The 18999-nt window shown below is 44.4% G+C and carries 14 protein-coding genes; 5 read left to right on the top strand and 9 right to left on the bottom strand.

All coding sequences use genetic code 11. The features are described 5' to 3' along the window. Window positions 1-69 precede the first annotated feature (69 nt). Complete coding sequence (locus tag KDM90_RS05135; RefSeq protein WP_212674543.1) at window positions 70-789, bottom strand: DUF4136 domain-containing protein; 720 nt, start codon at window positions 787-789, stop codon at window positions 70-72. Between the two features lie 325 nt (window positions 790-1114). Here KDM90_RS05135 and pepN point away from each other — a divergent pair, with 325 nt between their 5' ends. Then, window positions 1115-3805 (top strand): aminopeptidase N, encoded by a 2691-nt coding sequence (pepN, locus tag KDM90_RS05130; protein ID WP_212674542.1) that lies wholly within the window; start codon window positions 1115-1117, stop codon window positions 3803-3805. A 45-nt stretch (window positions 3806-3850) separates the two neighbouring features. Continuing rightward, window positions 3851-4861 carry a class 1 fructose-bisphosphatase gene (locus KDM90_RS05125; RefSeq protein WP_212674541.1) on the top strand — a complete coding sequence of 337 codons (1011 nt, stop codon included), beginning with the start codon at window positions 3851-3853 and terminating at the stop codon, window positions 4859-4861. 91 nt (window positions 4862-4952) lie between these two features. On the opposite strand, the gene KDM90_RS05120 is transcribed toward KDM90_RS05125, so the two are convergent. The 4 genes from KDM90_RS05120 to KDM90_RS05105 all read right to left on the bottom strand — a co-directional run bounded on the left by KDM90_RS05120 (window position 4953) and on the right by KDM90_RS05105 (window position 7513). Beyond that, the gene (locus tag KDM90_RS05120) at window positions 4953-5465 is read right to left on the bottom strand and encodes a TPM domain-containing protein (protein WP_212674540.1); all 513 of its coding nucleotides are present in this window, start codon (window positions 5463-5465) and stop codon (window positions 4953-4955) included. Continuing rightward, window positions 5465-6385 (bottom strand): TPM domain-containing protein, encoded by a 921-nt coding sequence (locus tag KDM90_RS05115; RefSeq protein ID WP_212674539.1) that lies wholly within the window; start codon window positions 6383-6385, stop codon window positions 5465-5467. The genes KDM90_RS05120 and KDM90_RS05115 overlap by 1 nt, the downstream gene beginning before the upstream one ends. After that, window positions 6385-6984 carry a LemA family protein gene (locus KDM90_RS05110; RefSeq protein WP_212674538.1) on the bottom strand — a complete coding sequence of 200 codons (600 nt, stop codon included), beginning with the start codon at window positions 6982-6984 and terminating at the stop codon, window positions 6385-6387. Before KDM90_RS05110 ends, KDM90_RS05115 begins: the two co-directional genes overlap by 1 nt. 73 nt (window positions 6985-7057) lie before the next feature. Further along, window positions 7058-7513, bottom strand: coding sequence for a NanQ anomerase/TabA/YiaL family protein (locus KDM90_RS05105; protein WP_212674537.1), 456 nt, complete (start codon window positions 7511-7513; stop codon window positions 7058-7060). Between the two features lie 181 nt (window positions 7514-7694). On the opposite strand from KDM90_RS05105, the gene nhaD reads away from it, so the two are divergent. Then, window positions 7695-8990, top strand: a complete 1296-nt coding sequence (gene nhaD, locus KDM90_RS05100) for a sodium:proton antiporter NhaD (RefSeq protein ID WP_212674536.1) — start codon at window positions 7695-7697, stop codon at window positions 8988-8990. 246 nt (window positions 8991-9236) lie between these two features. On the opposite strand, the gene KDM90_RS05095 is transcribed toward nhaD, so the two are convergent. Continuing rightward, entirely contained in the window at window positions 9237-9569 is a 333-nt protein-coding gene (locus KDM90_RS05095) for a DUF3579 domain-containing protein (protein WP_212674535.1), read from the bottom strand. 419 nt (window positions 9570-9988) lie between these two features. On the opposite strand from KDM90_RS05095, the gene KDM90_RS05090 reads away from it, so the two are divergent. After that, window positions 9989-11449, top strand: a complete 1461-nt coding sequence (locus KDM90_RS05090) for a M20/M25/M40 family metallo-hydrolase (protein WP_212674534.1) — start codon at window positions 9989-9991, stop codon at window positions 11447-11449. A gap of 178 nt (window positions 11450-11627) precedes the next feature. Here KDM90_RS05090 and KDM90_RS05085 read toward each other — a convergent pair whose 3' ends face one another. Further along, window positions 11628-12380 (bottom strand): YoaK family protein, encoded by a 753-nt coding sequence (locus tag KDM90_RS05085; protein WP_212674533.1) that lies wholly within the window; start codon window positions 12378-12380, stop codon window positions 11628-11630. 861 nt (window positions 12381-13241) lie between these two features. On the opposite strand from KDM90_RS05085, the gene KDM90_RS05080 reads away from it, so the two are divergent. Next, window positions 13242-15887 carry a TonB-dependent receptor gene (locus KDM90_RS05080; protein WP_212674532.1) on the top strand — a complete coding sequence of 882 codons (2646 nt, stop codon included), beginning with the start codon at window positions 13242-13244 and terminating at the stop codon, window positions 15885-15887. 115 nt (window positions 15888-16002) lie between these two features. On the opposite strand, the gene KDM90_RS05075 is transcribed toward KDM90_RS05080, so the two are convergent. Together KDM90_RS05075 and KDM90_RS05070 are read right to left on the bottom strand one after the other, a co-directional pair. Then, window positions 16003-16710 (bottom strand): DUF6445 family protein, encoded by a 708-nt coding sequence (locus KDM90_RS05075; RefSeq protein ID WP_212674531.1) that lies wholly within the window; start codon window positions 16708-16710, stop codon window positions 16003-16005. Beyond that, a complete protein-coding gene (locus KDM90_RS05070) occupies window positions 16710-18242 on the bottom strand; it encodes a tryptophan halogenase family protein (RefSeq protein ID WP_212674530.1) in 1533 nt (510 codons plus the stop codon). Before KDM90_RS05070 ends, KDM90_RS05075 begins: the two co-directional genes overlap by 1 nt. Between the last annotated feature and the right edge of the window lie 757 nt (window positions 18243-18999).

The raw sequence follows: 18999 nt of genomic DNA, 5'->3' as shown, positions 1-18999 counted from the left end.
CGGCTCAGGGTCGGGTCATTAAAATTCCCCGACAATGTATCAAAACAATTTGTCGGGGGGAGACATAGATTATTTTTCGACGCGAATTTCAATCCGTGCATCACCGCTTTTACTTGGGAAGTCCCTTAAGGCACTTTCGACCAATAGCGGTAAATAGGATTCAATATAAGGATCATTTTGATCTGTCTTCGCGTTCACCGCATAGAGTAATTTTCCTGTGGCATTCTCACTAATTGCAATTTCGACGCCATGTTCGAACGATTGCCTTATCTCGAGTTCAGGTCCCCAGAACGGATCGTAGCGACGTCCCCATAGAAATGGAGTGTAGAAAGGGCTATACAAGCGCGAATAGATGATGGGTCTGCTATAGAAACGTTGCGGATAGCGAAACATGGGCGTATAAGCACGAAAACTTGAAATACCACCGATTGGAATGACCATGCCAGATGGCGTTACAAGGTAGTTAAGTGTACCGAATGGACTCGATACATGCGTATTGCCTGGCGTTGTATTGAGTTGCAACGTGACTTTAAGATGGGCAGTCGATGCATCGCTTTGGCTGAAACCTAATTCTTGAAGTCGTGCTTTGATATCTTCAGCGGCATGTGTGTATTCAAGGTCGTTAGATTGTTCAGGATGGGCTTGAAAGACAAACGTCTTGTCGCTTAGCGTTTCTGGCAATTGATTGACCGTTTGGACTTTACTCGAAAAAGTGCTGGCACAGCCAGTCAATAACAGTGCGCCAATTAGGCTAGCAACGCGAAAGTATCGTGAACAGAACTGTTTCATTTTTTTGCTCCAGTATTACTCAGAATTCTTAATTTAAACCTGTTGTGACTCTATCATGATCTAAATGTGAGGGAAAGTCTGTGAGCATTTGTAACGATGCGTAGAGCAGAGCGATTTGCATACCACTTTGAGAGATCGCTAGAGATTTCTCTTGTTTTCCTGCATTTGCGATGGATTCCTTAGGCATAATCCAGGCTTTTTGCCGCGCAGTGACTCATCTGCTTGGTAGAATAACGGTTTTGCTTATTTTGTTTGCAGTCCTTTCAGTAAAGTCTGACTAGTCATTCGGGAATTTCATTACTGGCCCCATGGAAGAAAATTTATTATGCGTAAACCTATTCAACAAAGTGATAGTGAAGTACCAGTTAGTATTTACCGGAAGGATTATGCGCCGCCCAATTTTTGGGTTGATAAAGTCGAAATGGGTTTTGATTTGCATCCGATTCGTACTCATGTTGCGACGCGCCTATTCATGCGGCGCAATCCTGATCGTTCTGAGAATGATTTGATTTTGTTTGGCGAAGATATCAAATTATTGCAGTTACGTCTCAACGGGGTTGACTTGAAGAAGTCAGCTTATCGACTGACGAAAGAGTGTTTGACAATTGTGAATGCACCCGACGAAGTGTGTTTGGAAGTAGAGACGACTATTGCTGCCGATAAGAACACGACGATGTCGGGTCTTTATGTGTCAAATGGAAATTTTTACACCCAGTGTGAAGCTGAGGGTTTTCGAAAAATTACGTATTTTCCGGACCGTCCAGATGTGATGGCAAGTTTCACCGTCATGTTGCGTGGAGATAAAGACGCTTACCCAGTGTTGCTTTCTAACGGCAATTTGATCGAACAAGGCGACCTAGGGGATGGTCGACACTATGCTAAGTGGGAAGATCCTTTCAAGAAGCCTTCCTATTTATTTGCCTTGGTCGCAGGAAAACTCGTTTGCCAAGAAGAAAAGTTCAAATTGCAATCCGGCCGTCAAGTTTTATTGCAAGTATGGGTTGAGCCGGGCAATCTTGATAAGACCCAGCATGCGATGGATTCCTTAAAAAAGAGCATTCGTTGGGACGAACAACGGTTCGGATTGGAGCTTGATTTAGATCGCTTTATGATCGTTGCAACCAGTGATTTCAATATGGGAGCGATGGAAAATAAAGGACTCAATATTTTCAATACTAAGTATGTATTAGCAAACCCTCGCGTCGCTACCGATACGGATTATGCGGGGATAGAATCGGTTGTCGGGCATGAATATTTCCATAATTGGACAGGCAATCGTGTCACTTGCCGTGATTGGTTTCAATTGTCCTTAAAGGAAGGCCTGACTGTTTTTCGCGATCAAGAATTTTCGGGTGACCTGGTTGGCACCGAAACAGGACGAGCAGTGAAACGGATTGAGGATGTACGTGTCCTGCGACAGTTGCAATTCTCGGAAGATGCAGGACCAATGGCGCATCCAGTGCGACCAGATTCCTTTGTTGAAATCAATAATTTTTATACCGTCACTATCTATGAAAAAGGTGCCGAGGTGGTGAGGATGTATTACACCTTATTGGGGCACGAAGGTTTTCGCCGCGGCATGGATTTGTATTTTCAGCGGCATGATGGTCAGGCAGTCACTTGCGATGATTTTCGTGTGGCAATGGCGGACGCCAATGGACGTGATTTAAAGCAATTTGAACGTTGGTATAGCCAAGCGGGCACGCCACGCGTTTCTGCGCAGGGACACTATGATGGAAGCAAGAAAACTTACTCTCTGAGTTTGACCCAAAGTTGTCCAAAAACGGCAGGTCAGTCTAAGAAAAAGCCATTTCATATCCCAGTTGCTTTTGGCTTAATCGATGTGCAAGGAGGTGAAGTGCCGCTGCAATTGGAAGGCGACACAATTGTTGCGCGTACTAAGATTTTAGAGTTGACCAGGGAGTCACAACAATTTGTTTTTGTCAATGTTGAGCAAGACGTGACGCCGTCACTGCTTCGTAACTTCTCTGCCCCAGTTATCTTGGAATTTGAGTATTGCGATGAACAACTCGCTCACTTACTTGCCTATGATAGCGATCCGTTTTGTCGCTGGGAGGCTGGTCAGCGCTTGGCAATGCGTCGCCTTCTAAATCTCGTGTCGGCAATTCAAAAGGGCGTTCCGCTAAGTTTAGATATTTTATTCCTCGATGCCCTAAAGAAAACCCTGATCGATACTTCGCTCGATCCAGCATTCCGTGAGTTGGTGTTAACTTTACCGTCCGAAGCGATGATTGCAGAGGAAATGAAAGTGGCAGATCCACAAGGCATACATCAAGCGCGACAATTTGCGCGTGCTGAAATAGCGCAATACTTGAAGTCCGATTTGTTGCAGGTTTATCAGGATAATCAGACGCCAGGAAAATATAGTCCTGATGCTCTATCTGCAGGTAAGCGCGCATTGAAAAATTGTGCATTAGCATACTTGGTTGAGTGGGCAGAGAAAAGCACTTATGAACTGGCCTATACACAGTATCAAGATGCAGAGAATATGACTGATAGAATGGCAGCTTTGCTCGCAATGTTGCATTGTTCTTCTGCATTAGACAAAGTTTATCGAAAAACGCGAAATCAAGTATTGCTCGAATTTTATAAAGAGTTTCAGAATGATGCCTTAGTCATCGATAAATGGTTTACTTTGCAGGCAACTGCACCGACTACTGATGTTACGCAAGTGCGTCAGCTAATGCAGCACAAGGCCTTTAGTATGGGTAATCCTAACCGTGCTCGGAGTTTAATCTTTGCATTTTGTAATGCGAACCCAGCGCAATTTCATTGCGCGGATGGCAGCGGCTATGAATTCTGGGCGGATTCGGTGATTGCTTTGAATAAACTCAACCCGCAAGTTGCTGCACGTCTTGCACGTAGCTTGGATCGCTGGACAAAATATCCCAAAGCCCAACAAACGCGAATGAAGGCAGCTTTAGAAAGAGTCGCTAAAACGAAGAGTCTATCTAAAGATGTGGCGGAAGTGATTAGTAAGGCTTTAGCTATTTAAGGCAGAAGTGACAATAATTACAGATTAATTTAAAAGAGGATGAATATGAAACGTATTAGTTTGACTCGGTTTTTGGTTGAAGAGCAACGGCTGAATAACAATATTCCGGCTGAATTACGACTGTTGATCGAAGTGGTGGCCCGTGCTTGCAAGACCATTAGCCATGCTGTTGGTAAAGGGGCATTGGGCGAAGTACTGGGGACGGCACATTCCGAAAACGTACAGGGTGAGGTTCAAAAAAAGCTCGACATCTTATCAAATGAAATCTTGTTAGAGGCCAACGAGTGGGGTGGACATTTGGCCGCGATGGCATCCGAAGAAATGGAAACGATTCATCCGATTCCGAATCGTTATCCGCAAGGCGAATATATGCTGTTGTTTGATCCACTTGATGGATCAAGTAACATTGATGTGAATGTATCAATTGGTACAATCTTTTCGGTATTGAAAGCGCCTGAGGGGATGGCAATCCCCACAGAGCAAGATTTTCTACAAAAAGGTAGTCAGCAAGTCGCGGCTGGTTACGCGATTTATGGTCCACAAACAATGTTGATATTTACGACCGGTAATGGCGTTAACTGTTTCACTCTAGATCGTGAAATGGGCTCATGGGTACTGACTGAACGGAATATTCAGATTCCAGTTGATACACAAGAATTTGCAATTAACATGTCGAATGTGCGTCATTGGTATCCACCTGTTACGCGTTATGTGGATGAGATGTTGGCAGGAAAAACCGGCCCTCTAAATAAAAATTACAATATGCGATGGATTGCTTCTATGGTCGCTGATGTACACCGCATTTTGCACCGCGGTGGCATTTTTATGTATCCGGCGGACAAACGTGAGCCTGATAAAGCGGGTAAATTGCGCTTGATGTATGAGGCTAATCCTATGTCGATGATTGTTGAACAAGCAGGCGGTGCATCGACTGACGGAAAACAAAGGATGTTAGATATTCAGCCACATGCATTGCATCAACGCGTTCCCGTGTTTTTGGGATCGAAAAATGAAGTGGAATTGATCACGCGTTATCACGCTGAACATTCAAACTGATGTCGCGAGTGGCGCGGTGTGGTCTCGGCACCGCGCGACTTTAGGCTTCATCTAAAGCTCACTTTTCGAGGCAGTTCGCCTGTAGACGGGTTTATGGAATAAAGATCACTTCATTGCTTAACTCATCAGGATTCGCGCTGTCACCCACTTGCGGAAAATGTTGACGTAACAGATCTCCAAATCGTTGACTTGCATCGCATAGACCATCAATTACTTTGTCTGCAGCGAGTTGATTTTGCAAATCTGCACAGATTTTGTCCCAAGCAGATTGTTCAACCATTTTGGTAATGCCGCGATCGGCGATAATTTCAATTCTGCGCTCAGCGAGAAGGAGATACAACAATATCCCTGAGTTTTCTTCGGTATCCCATATCCGAAGATTAGAAAACCATTCGAGCGCCCGCTCCCTAGGAGTGAGCCCGCGCGACAATTGATTTAAACTGAGATGCGTTTCAACGACAATTTTGATTTCACCACGATGGCCGCGTTCTGCCTGAGTGATGGAAGTGCCCAGTCTTTGTCTATTTTCGAGATTGAAATATTTGCGATACGGATTGATTTGAAACCGTGTTCGTAGATTTGACCAAACGCGATGTTGATTCATTACCAATCTCCCGAGGCACCACCGCCTCCAAAATCACCGCCACCGCCACTGAAGCTATCATTGCTGCTCCCACTCTCATCGCTAGAATGTCCACCACCAAAACCACCGATCGTTCCGCTTTGAATGACCGTTCCTGCGATATCCCAAAAGAGGCGACTTGCGAGCAAACTGTATAGAACTACCATCGCGAGTCCCGCAAGTGCTGCCATCGCAATCGGAGCACCAGCAAACAGTGCTGTCCCAGCACTGGCTATTCCCAACCCACCTCGACCTGGCCAAGGGCCGACTATTTTGCTTAAAATTAAGCCAAATATGAGTAAGACTAACCATACGAGCGGATGGACCCCTAGTATTTGTGTTTTGTCAGTGAAATTTGCGGAATGTCCTTGGCTAGCTTCGGGTGCTGGGAGTGGCTCTCCCTCAATCACGGTAATAATTTTATCCACACCCAAATTAATGCCGCCAAAAAAATCATTCTGTTTGAAAGCCGGTCTAACGAACTCACGAATGATGCGTGCACTTGCTACATCGGTCAAAGCACCTTCTAACCCTCTACCAACTTCAATGCGCATTCGTTTGTCATTTTTTGCGATAAGAAACAGCGCACCATCCGCAGTACCTTTTCGGCCAATTTTCCATTCATCCACAACACGAATCGAGTATTGTTCAATAGATTCTTCTCCAGTTGTGGGGATTAGGAGTATGGCGATTTGGCTACCTTTTGTTTTTTCTAAAAGGGCTAATTTTTGCGCCAATGATTCTGTTTGCTCTGTAGTAAGGGTTTGCGTAAGATCGGTTACTCGTTGTGTTAGTTTAGGAATGGCGATCTGATCTGCGTATGCAGGCCTGCTTCCGATCAAAATACTCATCGGAAGCAAAATTAGCCATAGGAAGTGAACGCTAATCCTTAGCTTCTGCATTATTTTTTACCGAAATCAACTTTAGGGACGGTCGAAATGGCTTTTTCATTCTCGACTGTAAAGTTCGGCTTGATTTCCATGCCAAACATTTTTGCGGTCAAGTTGTTAGGAAAAGAACGCACGGTGACATTGTAGACTTTGACATCCTGAATATAACGATTGCGTGCGACCGAGATGCGATTCTCTGTTCCTTCCAATTGTGAGGATAAATCGCGGAAATTTTCATTTGCTTTCAGAGCAGGATAGTTTTCAGAAATCACCATCAAGCGCGAGAGGGCAGAAGTCATACCTTCTTGCGCCTCTTGAAATTTTTTGAGTGCTTCTGGATCTTTCGCCAGTTCTGGCGTCATTTGTATGCCACCCACTTTAGCGCGTGCTTCTGTTACGCCAAGCAAAACATCTTTTTCATGGCCAGCGTAACCTTGAACAACTTGTACCAAGTTCGGAATTAAATCAGCGCGACGCTGGTACTGATTGAGTACTTCTGACCAAGACGCTTTGACTGTTTCATCTTGCGCTTGCAAGGTATTGTAACCGCAGCCGCTTAGGCCAGAGGCGAGGCTAATGGTAAGTAGGGATGTTAAAAGCAATCGTTTCATGTAAATGACCTCTTCAAAGAATAAAAATGAACACGGCGGAAGCTTACTCTATGCATAACGATAAAATCTTCGGTTATTTTGCCAAAATTTTTATCACAACTTTTTTAATTTGCATTCCTCTATCAACTGCGCGGCAAGGTCTATGTAGCTCACCTGGAAAGAAAACTGCAAACATACCTTTGGTCAGGACGATCCGCGTTTCCCTAGTTTGTTGCGGCACAAACGCAATGTCACGATCTGCTAAAAAATCCTCGTGCGGACACAGTGTTGAATTGGGCGGTAAATATCCAATCGCTTCTTCCCCTTCCAATACCAACTGTATGTCGATATAACGTGCATGGAATTCTGGGTAGCCTGTTTCCCAAGATTGTGTGAAGGGCTCTTGAACGATCGCAAACATACGTTCACCCTCGATAGGATACTTTCCCGCTTCATGACCGCTGTAATCGGTGCAGTTTAAATGTCTGATTGCAGAAGCCAAAGGTTCGGGAAAATAGCTAGTATCTTGATTTAATTTTCCGATATACATAAATCCTCAAAGCTTAGAAGTTCATCCTAGACACATTCTATGTGTCCTTTTTAATCCATTATCGCAGAGAATTTGATTTCTACCATGTTGAATTGAAGGACATTGATTCGAGAGTCATGTAGAGTATGCGGTTTAATTTTGCAGAGTGCCCCCCGCCGCATTTGAATGGGAAATTGCTGTTATGTTGAATTTATTGATATGTGTATTCGTGTGTTCCTATTTAGCGATTGTGTTCGAACACGCAATCAAAGTGAATAAGACTGCTTCAGCGTTGATTGGTGCGGGTCTGCTTTGGAGCATTTATGCACTGACAAAAAATGATGTTAGCTTGGTCGAACATCAATTAGCGGAATCGTTGACTTCAACTGCACAGATAGTCTTTTTCTTGATGGGCGCAATGGCGATTGTTGAAGTGATCGACGCACATAATGGTTTTGAAGTCATTACTTCGCGAATTCAAACCAAGCGGCTTTCACATTTGGTGTGGATAGTGGGGGTCATTACTTTTTTCTTAAGTGCGATTCTGGATAATTTGACGACCACCATTATTATGATTTCGATGTTGCGAAAATTGTTGGAGAGGCGTGAGGACCGATTGTATTTCGCTGGGATAATTGTGATTGCTGCGAATGCTGGCGGTGCGTGGACCCCGATCGGTGATGTGACCACAACCATGCTGTGGATCGGTGGGCAAATATCAGCGATTGAAATCATGAAAGGTTTATTCTTGCCTAGTTTAATAAATTTATTGGTGCCTTTGATCGTAACAAGCCTCGTTCTAGGAAATAAGTTATTGGTCACGTCAGTTCACGGTGAGCATGCTGTCAATCTGGCGGGAAAATTTGAACGCAACTGCATATTCTATTTGGGTTTAGCGATTTTGATTTGTGTTCCAGCATTCAAGACTTGGACGCACCTACCCCCATTTATTGGTATTTTATTTGGGTTAGGAATATTGTGGATGGTCGGTGATTTACTACATAGAGACAAAACGGATGAACAAAAAGAGCGCCTCACACTTGTGAGCGCATTGACTCGGATTGATCTGAGTTCTATCGTGTTTTTTGTTGGAATATTATTGGCTGTCGCGGTATTGGAACACGCGCACATTCTGAGTTCTTTGGCGAATTTGTTGGATCAATATGTTGGACGCCAGGATCTGATCGTTTTATTAATCGGCTTGGCTAGCGCGATCGTTGATAATGTTCCTTTGGTCGCAGCATCGATGGGAATGTATAGCTTAAGTCAATTTCCCATCGATAGTTTTCTGTGGGAATTTATGGCTTACTGTGCTGGTACTGGTGGTTCCATCCTGATTATTGGATCTGCAGCGGGTGTTGCAGCAATGGGTTTAGAAAAAATTGACTTTTTCTGGTATGTAAAGAAAATGAGCGGTCTTGCATTGCTGGGCTATTTTGCTGGAGCACTAGCTTACATTTTGCAATATGCATTGACCCATACTGGCGCCATTACTTGAGCATAAAGATATTTGGCGCTGATTTTATTGGCGGCGGTTTGTGCAATTCTAATTCACCGTCGGGTCAATGGACTTTGGTTACCTAGCTTTTACGCGGCTGTATTCTCAAGCGTGGTTTTTAAATTTTTCGCGGTGGTTTGGGGGGGCTTTGGATCCTTATTGGATCATCGCTAGTGTGACCGCTTTGATAGTTTGCTTTGCGATCACGCTCTGTGTTGGGAAATACCTGTACGAAAAATAGCAAACTTAGGTCTGTGTTCGTTCTGGCAATAGACATGCATCTAAGATTTGTAAATCATTGTCTTTTGCAAAACTCAGCACGAAATGGAAAGCCAGCGGCTCTATTTCCCGCAAAGCTTCGTTCACCACGACCGAGCGCACACCGTTCAAAAGTATTGGTCGAACAAAAGGGGAATATTGCAAATGCGCATTCCGGCCACCCTCAGGACGAAAACATGACATAGCGCCGCACAATCGTTCTGCCCAATCGCTTGGGCGGAATTGCTTGCCATCGCTAGTAAGTCCTTGGATAAAGAATTCACGTATTGGCTTTTGGGCTGATTTAGCTGAATCGGTCATGTGGTCCGCAGGTAAAACGGCTAAGTGCAAGTTGGTTTAGGTTAGAGCTGAAGCGCTTGACGCATCCTTTATGTAGCATGCAATTGTAAGCTACCTATGTATTATATCTTATAGAAGACTTCAACTAAAACAGGAATAAAAAATTTCTTTAGTGCAATGATGTTAAGTATAGTCCAAATTTGGGAGGTGTAAAGATGGTCAAGCGAATCCTGATGATTTATCGTTAAATCTTTTAAAAACAATCGCTTATCGCCATAGGTGTTAGAGATTCTGGAGTTGGAGCTATCGCCCCACGAGAAAATTTTTCATGTTTGTGAAGTGTCGGATCTGAACTTTGTTGGCGAAGTGAGGTCTGGAACAGATGTCAGTCTGCATGACTGTATAAAAATTACATTAATTCGTGATAGGAAGGGACACATATGCGGCGTCTAACTGGTAGTACATCATTTCACCTTGTTTCGATGTGTTTGTTGGCAATAGGGCTAAGTGGAGGATTTTCTCTGCAAGCCAATTCTATGGAAAAGCCAGGAGTGAATACGATTTTTTCTGAAAGAGAATTACAAACTGCTGCATGGATTCGCGATGCGGCACGTCAAGATAATTTGAGTTACAAAATCTTGGAATCATTGACAACAGAAGTCGGGCCAAGAATGGCGGGTACTCCTGGCGACGCGAGAGCAGTAGCTTGGGCGGAATCGAAGTTTAAAGAGCTAGGCTTTGATAAAGTGTGGAAAGAACCGGTCACATTCCCAAGTTGGAAACGTGGGGTTGAGAAAGCTGAAATTGTTTCGCCCTTTCCACAGCCATTAGCAATCACGGCATTGGGGAATAGTATCGCAACGCCAGACAATGGCTTAGTTGCGGATTTAATTGAATTTGCGAGCTTGAAGGACTTAGTCGCAGCGCCTCCAGAGAAAATCAAAGGCAAAATAGTTTTCATCAATCACAAGATGCAAAATTCGAATGAATATGGATTGGTTGTACCAGGACGGTCTAGTGGAGCGAGCGAGGCGGCTCGGAAAGGTGCTGTCGCCATTATCATTCGCTCAGTAGGTACCGATAGCCATCGCTTTCCTCATACCGGTGTCATGCGCTATGAGGCAGGCGTACCGCCAATCCCTGCCGCCGCGATGTCAAACGTTGATGCCGACATGGTGGCACGCATGATAAAGCGCGGTAAACCTGTTTCTCTTAAATTAGAACTTAGCTCGAGCGCCAATGGGAGTTATACTTCATACAATGTGATCGGAGAAATCACGGGCAGCGAATTGCCCAATGAATATGTCTTAATCGGTGGACATCTTGATTCATGGGATTTGGGGACGGGTGCGATTGATGACGGCGCAGGCTGTGCGATTGCCATGTCTGCTGCGGAATTTATACAGCGGAATCGGATCAAACCAAAGCGCACGATTCGAGTTGTTTTGTTCGCCAACGAGGAACAAGGATTGTTTGGTGGCAAAGCCTATTTGGAGGCACACAGACAGCAGATTTCTCGAATTCAGGCTGCCGCCGAAGCGGATCTTGGACAAGGCCCAGTGACTAAAATGTCCTCGTTCGTTCGGGCTGAGGCACTGCCTTTAGTCAAGCAAATGCAGATGGTACTCGCACCTTTAGGGATCGAGGCTGGTGATAATAATGCATTCCCTGGTCCAGATATGGGTGATTTGCGCTTGGCTGGGGCGGCGAGTTTTGGACTTGCGTTAAAGGCTGATGACTATTTTGATTTGCATCACACCCCAGATGACACTTTCGATAAAATCGAACCAGCTAGAATCAACCAAGCCGCTGCTACTTATGCCGTCTTCGCTTGGATGGCAGCTCAGGCGCCATTGCATTTCGGCTCTGGACCGGAATTGGAGAAACTGAATAAGAAGTAATGGATAGATGGCTCGGTCCGGTTTGACGATGAATTGGACTGAGCTCTTTTGTCTTACATGACCAAGATTGACTGGTGACGCTTCGCTTCAATCGCACAACTTGCTTTGGTATCCTCCTCTCGGCGCGGTATTCAAGGTGGCGACAGATTTTTAATCACGCGCTCATAATGGTCAGCGTTCAATCTTTTTTATTCGTCAATCTCATCGAAAGTGCCGGGGCGAGGGCTAAAGCAACTAGCGCGAGCGCGAGTGGGATACTGGCAATAAATCCAAGGTGCTTGAAGCCAAATGCGCCCATAATGGCACCACAGCCAAATGCGAAAACAAGCTGAAGATGCAAGCTTAGTTTTTGCTGATTGACAATAACTTTCGTATCGGTTGGTGTGGCGAGATTTCGATTCCAATAAAGGAGCTTGCCGAGCTCGATGCCGATGTCGGTGACTATACCAGTGACATGAGTGGTACGAATTTCTGCATTTGAAATCTTCGTAATTAAAGCATTTTGTAAGCCCATCATATAGCACAATAAAATCGCAGTGAAAGAAACCGTAATCATCTCGTGCTGCAATAGCCCTTGGCCTAACATCCCAAATACAAGCAATAGTATAGCCTCGAGTAAAAGTACTGGTGTATAGATAAAGTGTTGGAAATGACGCTTTGTATAATTCACGATGAGTGCAGTACATGCGGCGCCTATCACAAATGACAGCAGCATAAAAAGCGCCGCTAGCGCTGTGGTCGCATTCCCTAAAACCAGGTTATCCGCTGCGCTCGAAAGTAAGCCTGTCATGTGGGACGTGTATTCGCCAACAGCAAGAAATCCTCCAGCATTTAACGCCCCAGCGATCCAGCAAAGTGCCACCCCAAGGTGACGGTTTGTTTTGGCGCTGCGTTCGGTTGCTGTCAGTTTGGCTAAGTAGTGTTGTGGCATAGATGCTCGGCAAATTTTTGCCGCTCGCGTAAAGGTAGCATTGATTGAATCGCTGCTCCGAGCCTGTCGAATTGCAATTGAGTATACCTCTCCAGAGTTAGACATGTTTCCAAGTTTTAATCAATCGCTTGGTAAATCACCTAAACTTTGGTGACTGCATAACAATTTTAGCATTCTATTTTCCTCATTGACACTTACAGGGTATATCCATTTGGTGCGCCGATTGCTTCCTGTTCGACTTTTTCAGAGTATTTTTTAATAAGTATTCTTGATAAGCAACTTATTTCTCAAGAAAGCACTTATCAATGCCAAATAAATACCTTTTATTGAAATGGTATGTTGGATTGAGTCAACATACCAAATGCAGCATGTCTCAAATTTTTGGTAATTAAAATGTTTAAAATCAATAACTTAATTTGGATTTTGGAATGGTAAATTAATACCATTTGGTATATTTGAATTCTTGTTGACTATTTTGAATAATACCACCTAGATACCGCTTGACAATTGGTATTAGCAAATCTAAAGTGAAGTCTCTTCGAAAATTAAATGTTTAGTTTGCTGTCTTCTCTTTGTTGAGCGGTTTGGCCGAATAAATATTCCTGTGGGGGGAGTTTCCGAAGATTGATGGATCGCATCGTTTTTAGAATTAGATTGCGGTCGTCGGTAGTCTCGATTTGGCGAAAAGTGCGGCACATATTGATTGGTTTTTAAATGAATAGGGTGCCGCACTGTGCTAGCTATTGCGGGGCTATCGTTAAGTAGTCGGCTTTTCTTCAATTGTAGTAAATCGCGCTGGGCATGTTTCTGATGAAAATCTGCTAGGCATTAACGTTTTTTTAGGAAGTCTTGGGGGAATAAATGAAAAGTAATTTGAAGCCTGGTTTGACACCAATCGCGGCAGCGGTTTCTGTCTTGGTGATGACGGCGGCAATGTCAGCACACGCGCAACAAGCTGATGTGAACAAGGCTGAGCCGCAGCAAGTCACTGTGACCGGTATTCGTGGCGCATTGCAAAGTGCGGTCAATATTAAACGCAATTCGAATTCTGTTGTTGATGCCGTGTCCGCTGAAGATGTGGGCAAATTGCCAGATACGGATGTGGGTGAGTCTTTGGGTCGTATTCCAGGCGTCACTGTTGGTCGTGCATTTGGTCAAGGTGCATCGGTTTCTGTGCGTGGCTCAGATCCACAAATGACCTACACTACGTTGAATGGCCAAACAGTTGCTTCAACTGGTTGGTATGATCAACAAGCTTTGGATCGCTCTTTTAACTATTCTTTATTGCCATCAGAGTTGATCGGCGGTATGGACGTTTATAAGTCATCTCAAGCAGATTTGACGGAAGGCGGCATCGGCGGGACTGTAATTGTTAAGACTCGTAAGCCTTTAGATTTGAAATCAGGTTCCGCTTATGTCGGCGTAAAAGCCGGCAAAGGAAGCGTGAGCGATAAAGTATCGACAGATTTGTCAGCGATGTTTAGCTGGAAAAACGATGCGAACAATTTTGGTATCTTGATTGCTGGCGCCAATGAAAAGGGTGATTACATCCGTCGTGGTGTCGAGTCTGATTCCCGTTGGTCTGCTGACGTCGCGCCGACAACTTTTGTTCAAGAACGTAAACGTTCTGCTTTGAATATTAACTTGCAGGCTCGTCCAGTTCAAGGCTTGGATCTCGGCTTGAATTATATGAAGTTGGAGCTTGATGCTGATAACTCTAATACGAGTCATTACATTTTCCATGATCCAAATTGCACCTCACGTAACACAAGCGTGAAGTCTGCTTTTAATCCTGATGGTGTGTGCTTGACTAGTAATACGACTGCAGCAAAAGCCTCCGATGCATTCTTACAGACTTGGGCGCGCCAAGGCAAAATGACGTCGGATAGCTTTACCTTGAATGGTACCTACAAAGCGAACGGCATTAAGCTTGACGCCGTAGCAGGCACCACGAAAGCAGATGGCGGCACTTCGATGACGACCAACTATTCCTATGGTTGGTGGACGACAGGTTCTTCCTTGCCAAAATGGACTGGCGCAATTGACGCGACAGGCAAACAAATTGTTATCACTCCAGCGTCTAACCAAAATGTCTCCGTTGCCAATTTGCCGGCTTCGACTGGCCCAGCGGGTTCTTGGGCAACTTCACGCGGACCGAACGCGGACAAAGAAAATTTTGCACAGGCCGATTTGACATTGAACGTTGATTGGGGTGCGATCACATCATTCAAGACGGGTTTCCGCAAGTCTGATCATACGTTCCAAAAGGCAACTGATCGCGCAGTCTTTGCGGCAACTGCAAAAGAAGTGGCGACTTCCAGCTTGTACGATGGCACTATCGCGATGGGTTCATTGGGCTGGGCTTCTCCACGTCCAAATATTGCAGCGATGATGGCGAATACAACGCAGAATGTGACGGGTTGGGTTGAAGAACGTGGTGGCTACGGCAAATTGAACGAAGACAATACTGCTCTGTACGGCATGTTTAACTTCGAACAAGATAAGTGGCACGGCAATTTCGGCCTCCGCTATATCAGTTCTGATGTAACAGCGGAAGGTTATAAATTAGACGGTACGGCTGTTGCTGCTGGTGATATCGCGCAAAATGCAGGTTGGGGTCGTGCGAAGAAAACTGAAAAAGCTTCTTACAACGATGTATTGCCAAGTCTCAATGTGGCCTATGACGTCGACAATAATATGATTTTCCGTGCGACGGCAGCGCAAGCTATTACCCGTCCAAATTACGAAAACATGTTTATTGCGACACAGACTGGCTTCCAAGATACCGTTGCAGGGAACGAATCTGTCAGTTTCGGTAGTGCAGGTTTGAAACCGATGAAGTCAACCCAGTTTGATTTGGGGCTGGAATATTACTATGGCAAAGGCGATTTGATCTCTGTCATGTATTTCCACAAGAACATCAATAACTTCATCACGACTGCAACTAAGATCAACCAAAGCATTGGTGTTGTTAGCCCAGACAGCGGAAAAGATAGCTGGACAGTGAATCAGTACATCAATGCGGGTGGTGGCAAGATTGATGGTATCGAAGCACAAATCAATCATTCCTTTGATAATGGATTCGGCGTCGTAGCGAACTACACTTTGGCGAATGCAAAAGCACCGTCAACGAGCTACCAAGACGAATTGAACGTGTTCACATTGTCGTCCAAACATAATGCGAACTTGGTTGGATACTGGGAAAACGAAACGTATTCTGCTCGCTTAGCATATAACTGGCGTTCAAAATACATGGTTCGTGAGACTGGCTGGTACGGTAATCGTATGCATGATGCATATGGAACTTTGGATGCAAGCTTTGGTTGGAACATTAACAAGAACTTGCGTTTAGCTTTCGAAGCAACAAATCTATTGAAAGAAGATGACGTGCAATACGGAGCTGCTGCTGCAAGCACAACAGTCAAAGATCCTTTAAAAGCCGGCTACCCAGCATGGTCTTTCTTGGGTGAGACTGTCTATAGAATTAGCCTCAGTGCAAAATTCTAAGCAGTATTAGCCATGTCTAAAAAAAACCCGACAATCGTCGGGTTTTTTTTGCCTTTAGAAAACGCATTGCAAGCAAGTCGAAGCAAGTCCTTTTCTTTTAAGTTTTCGATTAATCCTAAAAATCGAAAAACGTATTGACAGTGAGTCGCCCGGTTGTCGGATTGCTGTTGATGCTGATTGAAGGATTGATGCAGGCGGTATGAAGTAGGCTACCTTGATACATCACGAGACGGTTAAATTTTGCAGGAATCATACCGAGGAATTGAAAGTGATCCGTGCTGTCGTCAAAGTAGCGTTGTGCTGGCGGGACGCGATTAATTTCTTCATAGTAGACGTCTAGATAACGTTCTTTATTGCCTGAATTGATTTGTTGAATCCCAGTTGCTTTGTGGCGATAGAAGCCAGTTCCGCCATGGCGCTCATTGCATAGATAAAGTAAGACGGCCATATGGTGCGGCGTACTGGCGTCAAAGTGAGGTGTTCTCTGCAAGGGGCCGATCTCCTTTGCTGCCATTGTCGTTAAAGAGAAAGCACAAATACTTTTGCGTAGGGGGAGATCGTTTGGAATTGAAAAATGTAATTTGATAATAGGTTCCAAAAAGCTCGTGATGGTTTGCGAGTAGAGCTCTGGCGCCTGCGCGCGTATTCCCGGATAACCTTTACGTTCAGCATAGCCGGGATAGGTGCTGTATTCTTCCTTGGCCGCTATTTCTACCATCTCTTGTGGGTGAAGTAGGAAGTCATCAATCATGATGGCATGGTGCTCTCCGATCGCGATGGACTGAAGTTCGATGGCGGGGTTGATAAGAAATTGCTTGGACATTATCGTCTTTCGAAAGCTGTTTTGTACGCATGATGAAATTGATTTAGCCAGTCGCGATGGTCTAATAGCTCCTTGCTGAGTCGATGACTGCGTTGTCTGATTTTATCGAGTTCTTTTCGAAAATATTGCTCCTCATAAGTGGTCATCGTTTTATCGCGCGTATTGAATTTCATTCCATACAGCACAAACAAAAAATTATCCACATCAAAAAGATCAAAACGGCTGAAAAAATCGGACTTCTTTGGAGAAATAAAACGCCACATCGCAAGCCTTTCAGATAAGACATCGGATAGTTTTGAATTCTTAGTGTTGTCAATCCAAAAATCCGAATCTTTTCGATTCGAGAGATAGTAGTGTAACTGCACAAAGTCGATTACCCGCTCCCATGCATAGGTGACCACTCGATTACAATACTCGGACGCGATCGACATGTTTTCTTTATTGGTGGAAAAATGACTTGCAAACAATTCTGCTGCAAAGTCGGTGACGAAGATAGAAGTCGCTTCTAACGGCTCTACAAATCCTTGAGCTAGCCCAAGCGCGACAACATTTTGATGCCAAAATTTTTCGCGATAGCCCATCCGCATAGGTATTTTTCGCGGAGATAATTGGTCAGCGTCAATTTGTAAATAATGCGATAGGCCTTCAATTGCCTGCGACTCACTGAGATGGGCGCTGGAATAGACGAATCCGACACCACGACGATTGATTAAGGGGATATCCCAAATCCAACCTGCTGAATGGGCTTTCGCCAAAGTATAGGGGGCCAAGCTTGCATTGCTAGTCGTTGGAATTTGTACCGCGAGTGCTGAATCGGTCAATATTTGTGATGATTTGTCGATCAATTTTACGTTTAAGGCTTTGCCCAATAGGATAGATTGGAAGCCTGAGCAATCAACGTAGAAATCAAACGCTTGTCGTTGACCATCTTTATAAATCACGTGTTGTATCGCACCTAGTTCATCACACTGGGCACCGATAATCGTTGCATGTTGATGTTTTACATTCCATTTTTCACGCGCATTTTTTGCGAGCAATTGTCCAAATTTCACGGCATTGAAATGATAGGCATAATTGACCTCACCTTCATATTCAAGTGAGGAAATTTGCTTGGGCGATCTCAGCGATTCGGCCAGCGTCGCCGATTCGCAAAAGTCGGAGAACTGCATTGCATGCGCGTGCTGCTGATATAGAGCGGTCGCATCAACACCGCCAGGAAAGGGCGAAGCGAAAGGATGGTAATACCATGACGATTGCTCCTTGCTTTGTTCCATCCAATCGACGAATTTAATACCGACTTTAAAGGTCGCGTCGCATGTGGCAAGTAAGTCGGCTTCGGAGATACCGAATTTTTGTAGTGATTTTTTGATGTGTGGGACTGTGCCTTCGCCAACCCCGATAATGCCAATTTCAGGTGATTCAATCACCGTGATTTCAATATCCGACTCAGCGCGCAGTTCGACAGCCAAATGGTTTGCAACCAGCCATCCAGCTGTGCCACCACCAATAATCGCGATTTGTTTAACTTTCATATGACACCCACAAATAGAATGAGAAGAACGCAAAAATTCTTAGACCTGCTTGAAAGCGGGTCTTCTCGATACCAATGTGGGAGGGGATTTGGCGGGATTTAAATCGAATTTTGAGACTGGAGTATTCCATACTTTTACGGCAGTCACAAGGTCGATTTGGCATGTTTCGATGCATAGCAAAATCGCGTCGCATGCGTTTTCTAGACGACGAGATGGGTTGCCTTACTTGATGACGATGAAACTTGTTTGGCGTTCGATTGGATTCGAAAATTGAGCCATGATTGCTTTGTGCTAACAGCCTTTGAAATTGAAACGGTGTCGGAATTGCTTCAAGTGGAAGGTAAATTATCTAGTTTAATTAACACCTTGCTGGGGGCAAGTCGAAGGAATGAAGTTGTATGCTCGGTCTAAAGTGGTATTTTTAATACGTGTGTTGGATTGACTCAACATACCAATGGCCAATTTCTCTGTATTTTTAAATATTTTTCACTTTTAAATCAAGGTGTTATTTGATTTGATGTGTAATTGATCTTAATACCAATGGGGTAAATTTCCATAATACCAATCAAATAAATGTAATACCACATGAATACCGTTTGACAATTGGTATTGAAGATTCTAAAGTGAGAGTACATCAAAGCAGAAGCTCAATTTTGATGTGTTAGTGATGAAGAGGCTTTGAAGTTGAGGAAGTTATGTCCTGTGGGGGGATGGTTTTTGTCACTGCCTTTCGTGATTTACTTTCGACGGACTTTGG

It is taken from the genome of Affinundibacterium fentianense (assembly GCF_018139545.1).
GTDB lineage: Bacteria > Pseudomonadota > Gammaproteobacteria > Burkholderiales > Burkholderiaceae_D > Undibacterium > Undibacterium fentianense.
Note: the sequence above shows the minus strand (reverse complement) of the source record. Positions and strands in the feature narration are given on the sequence as shown.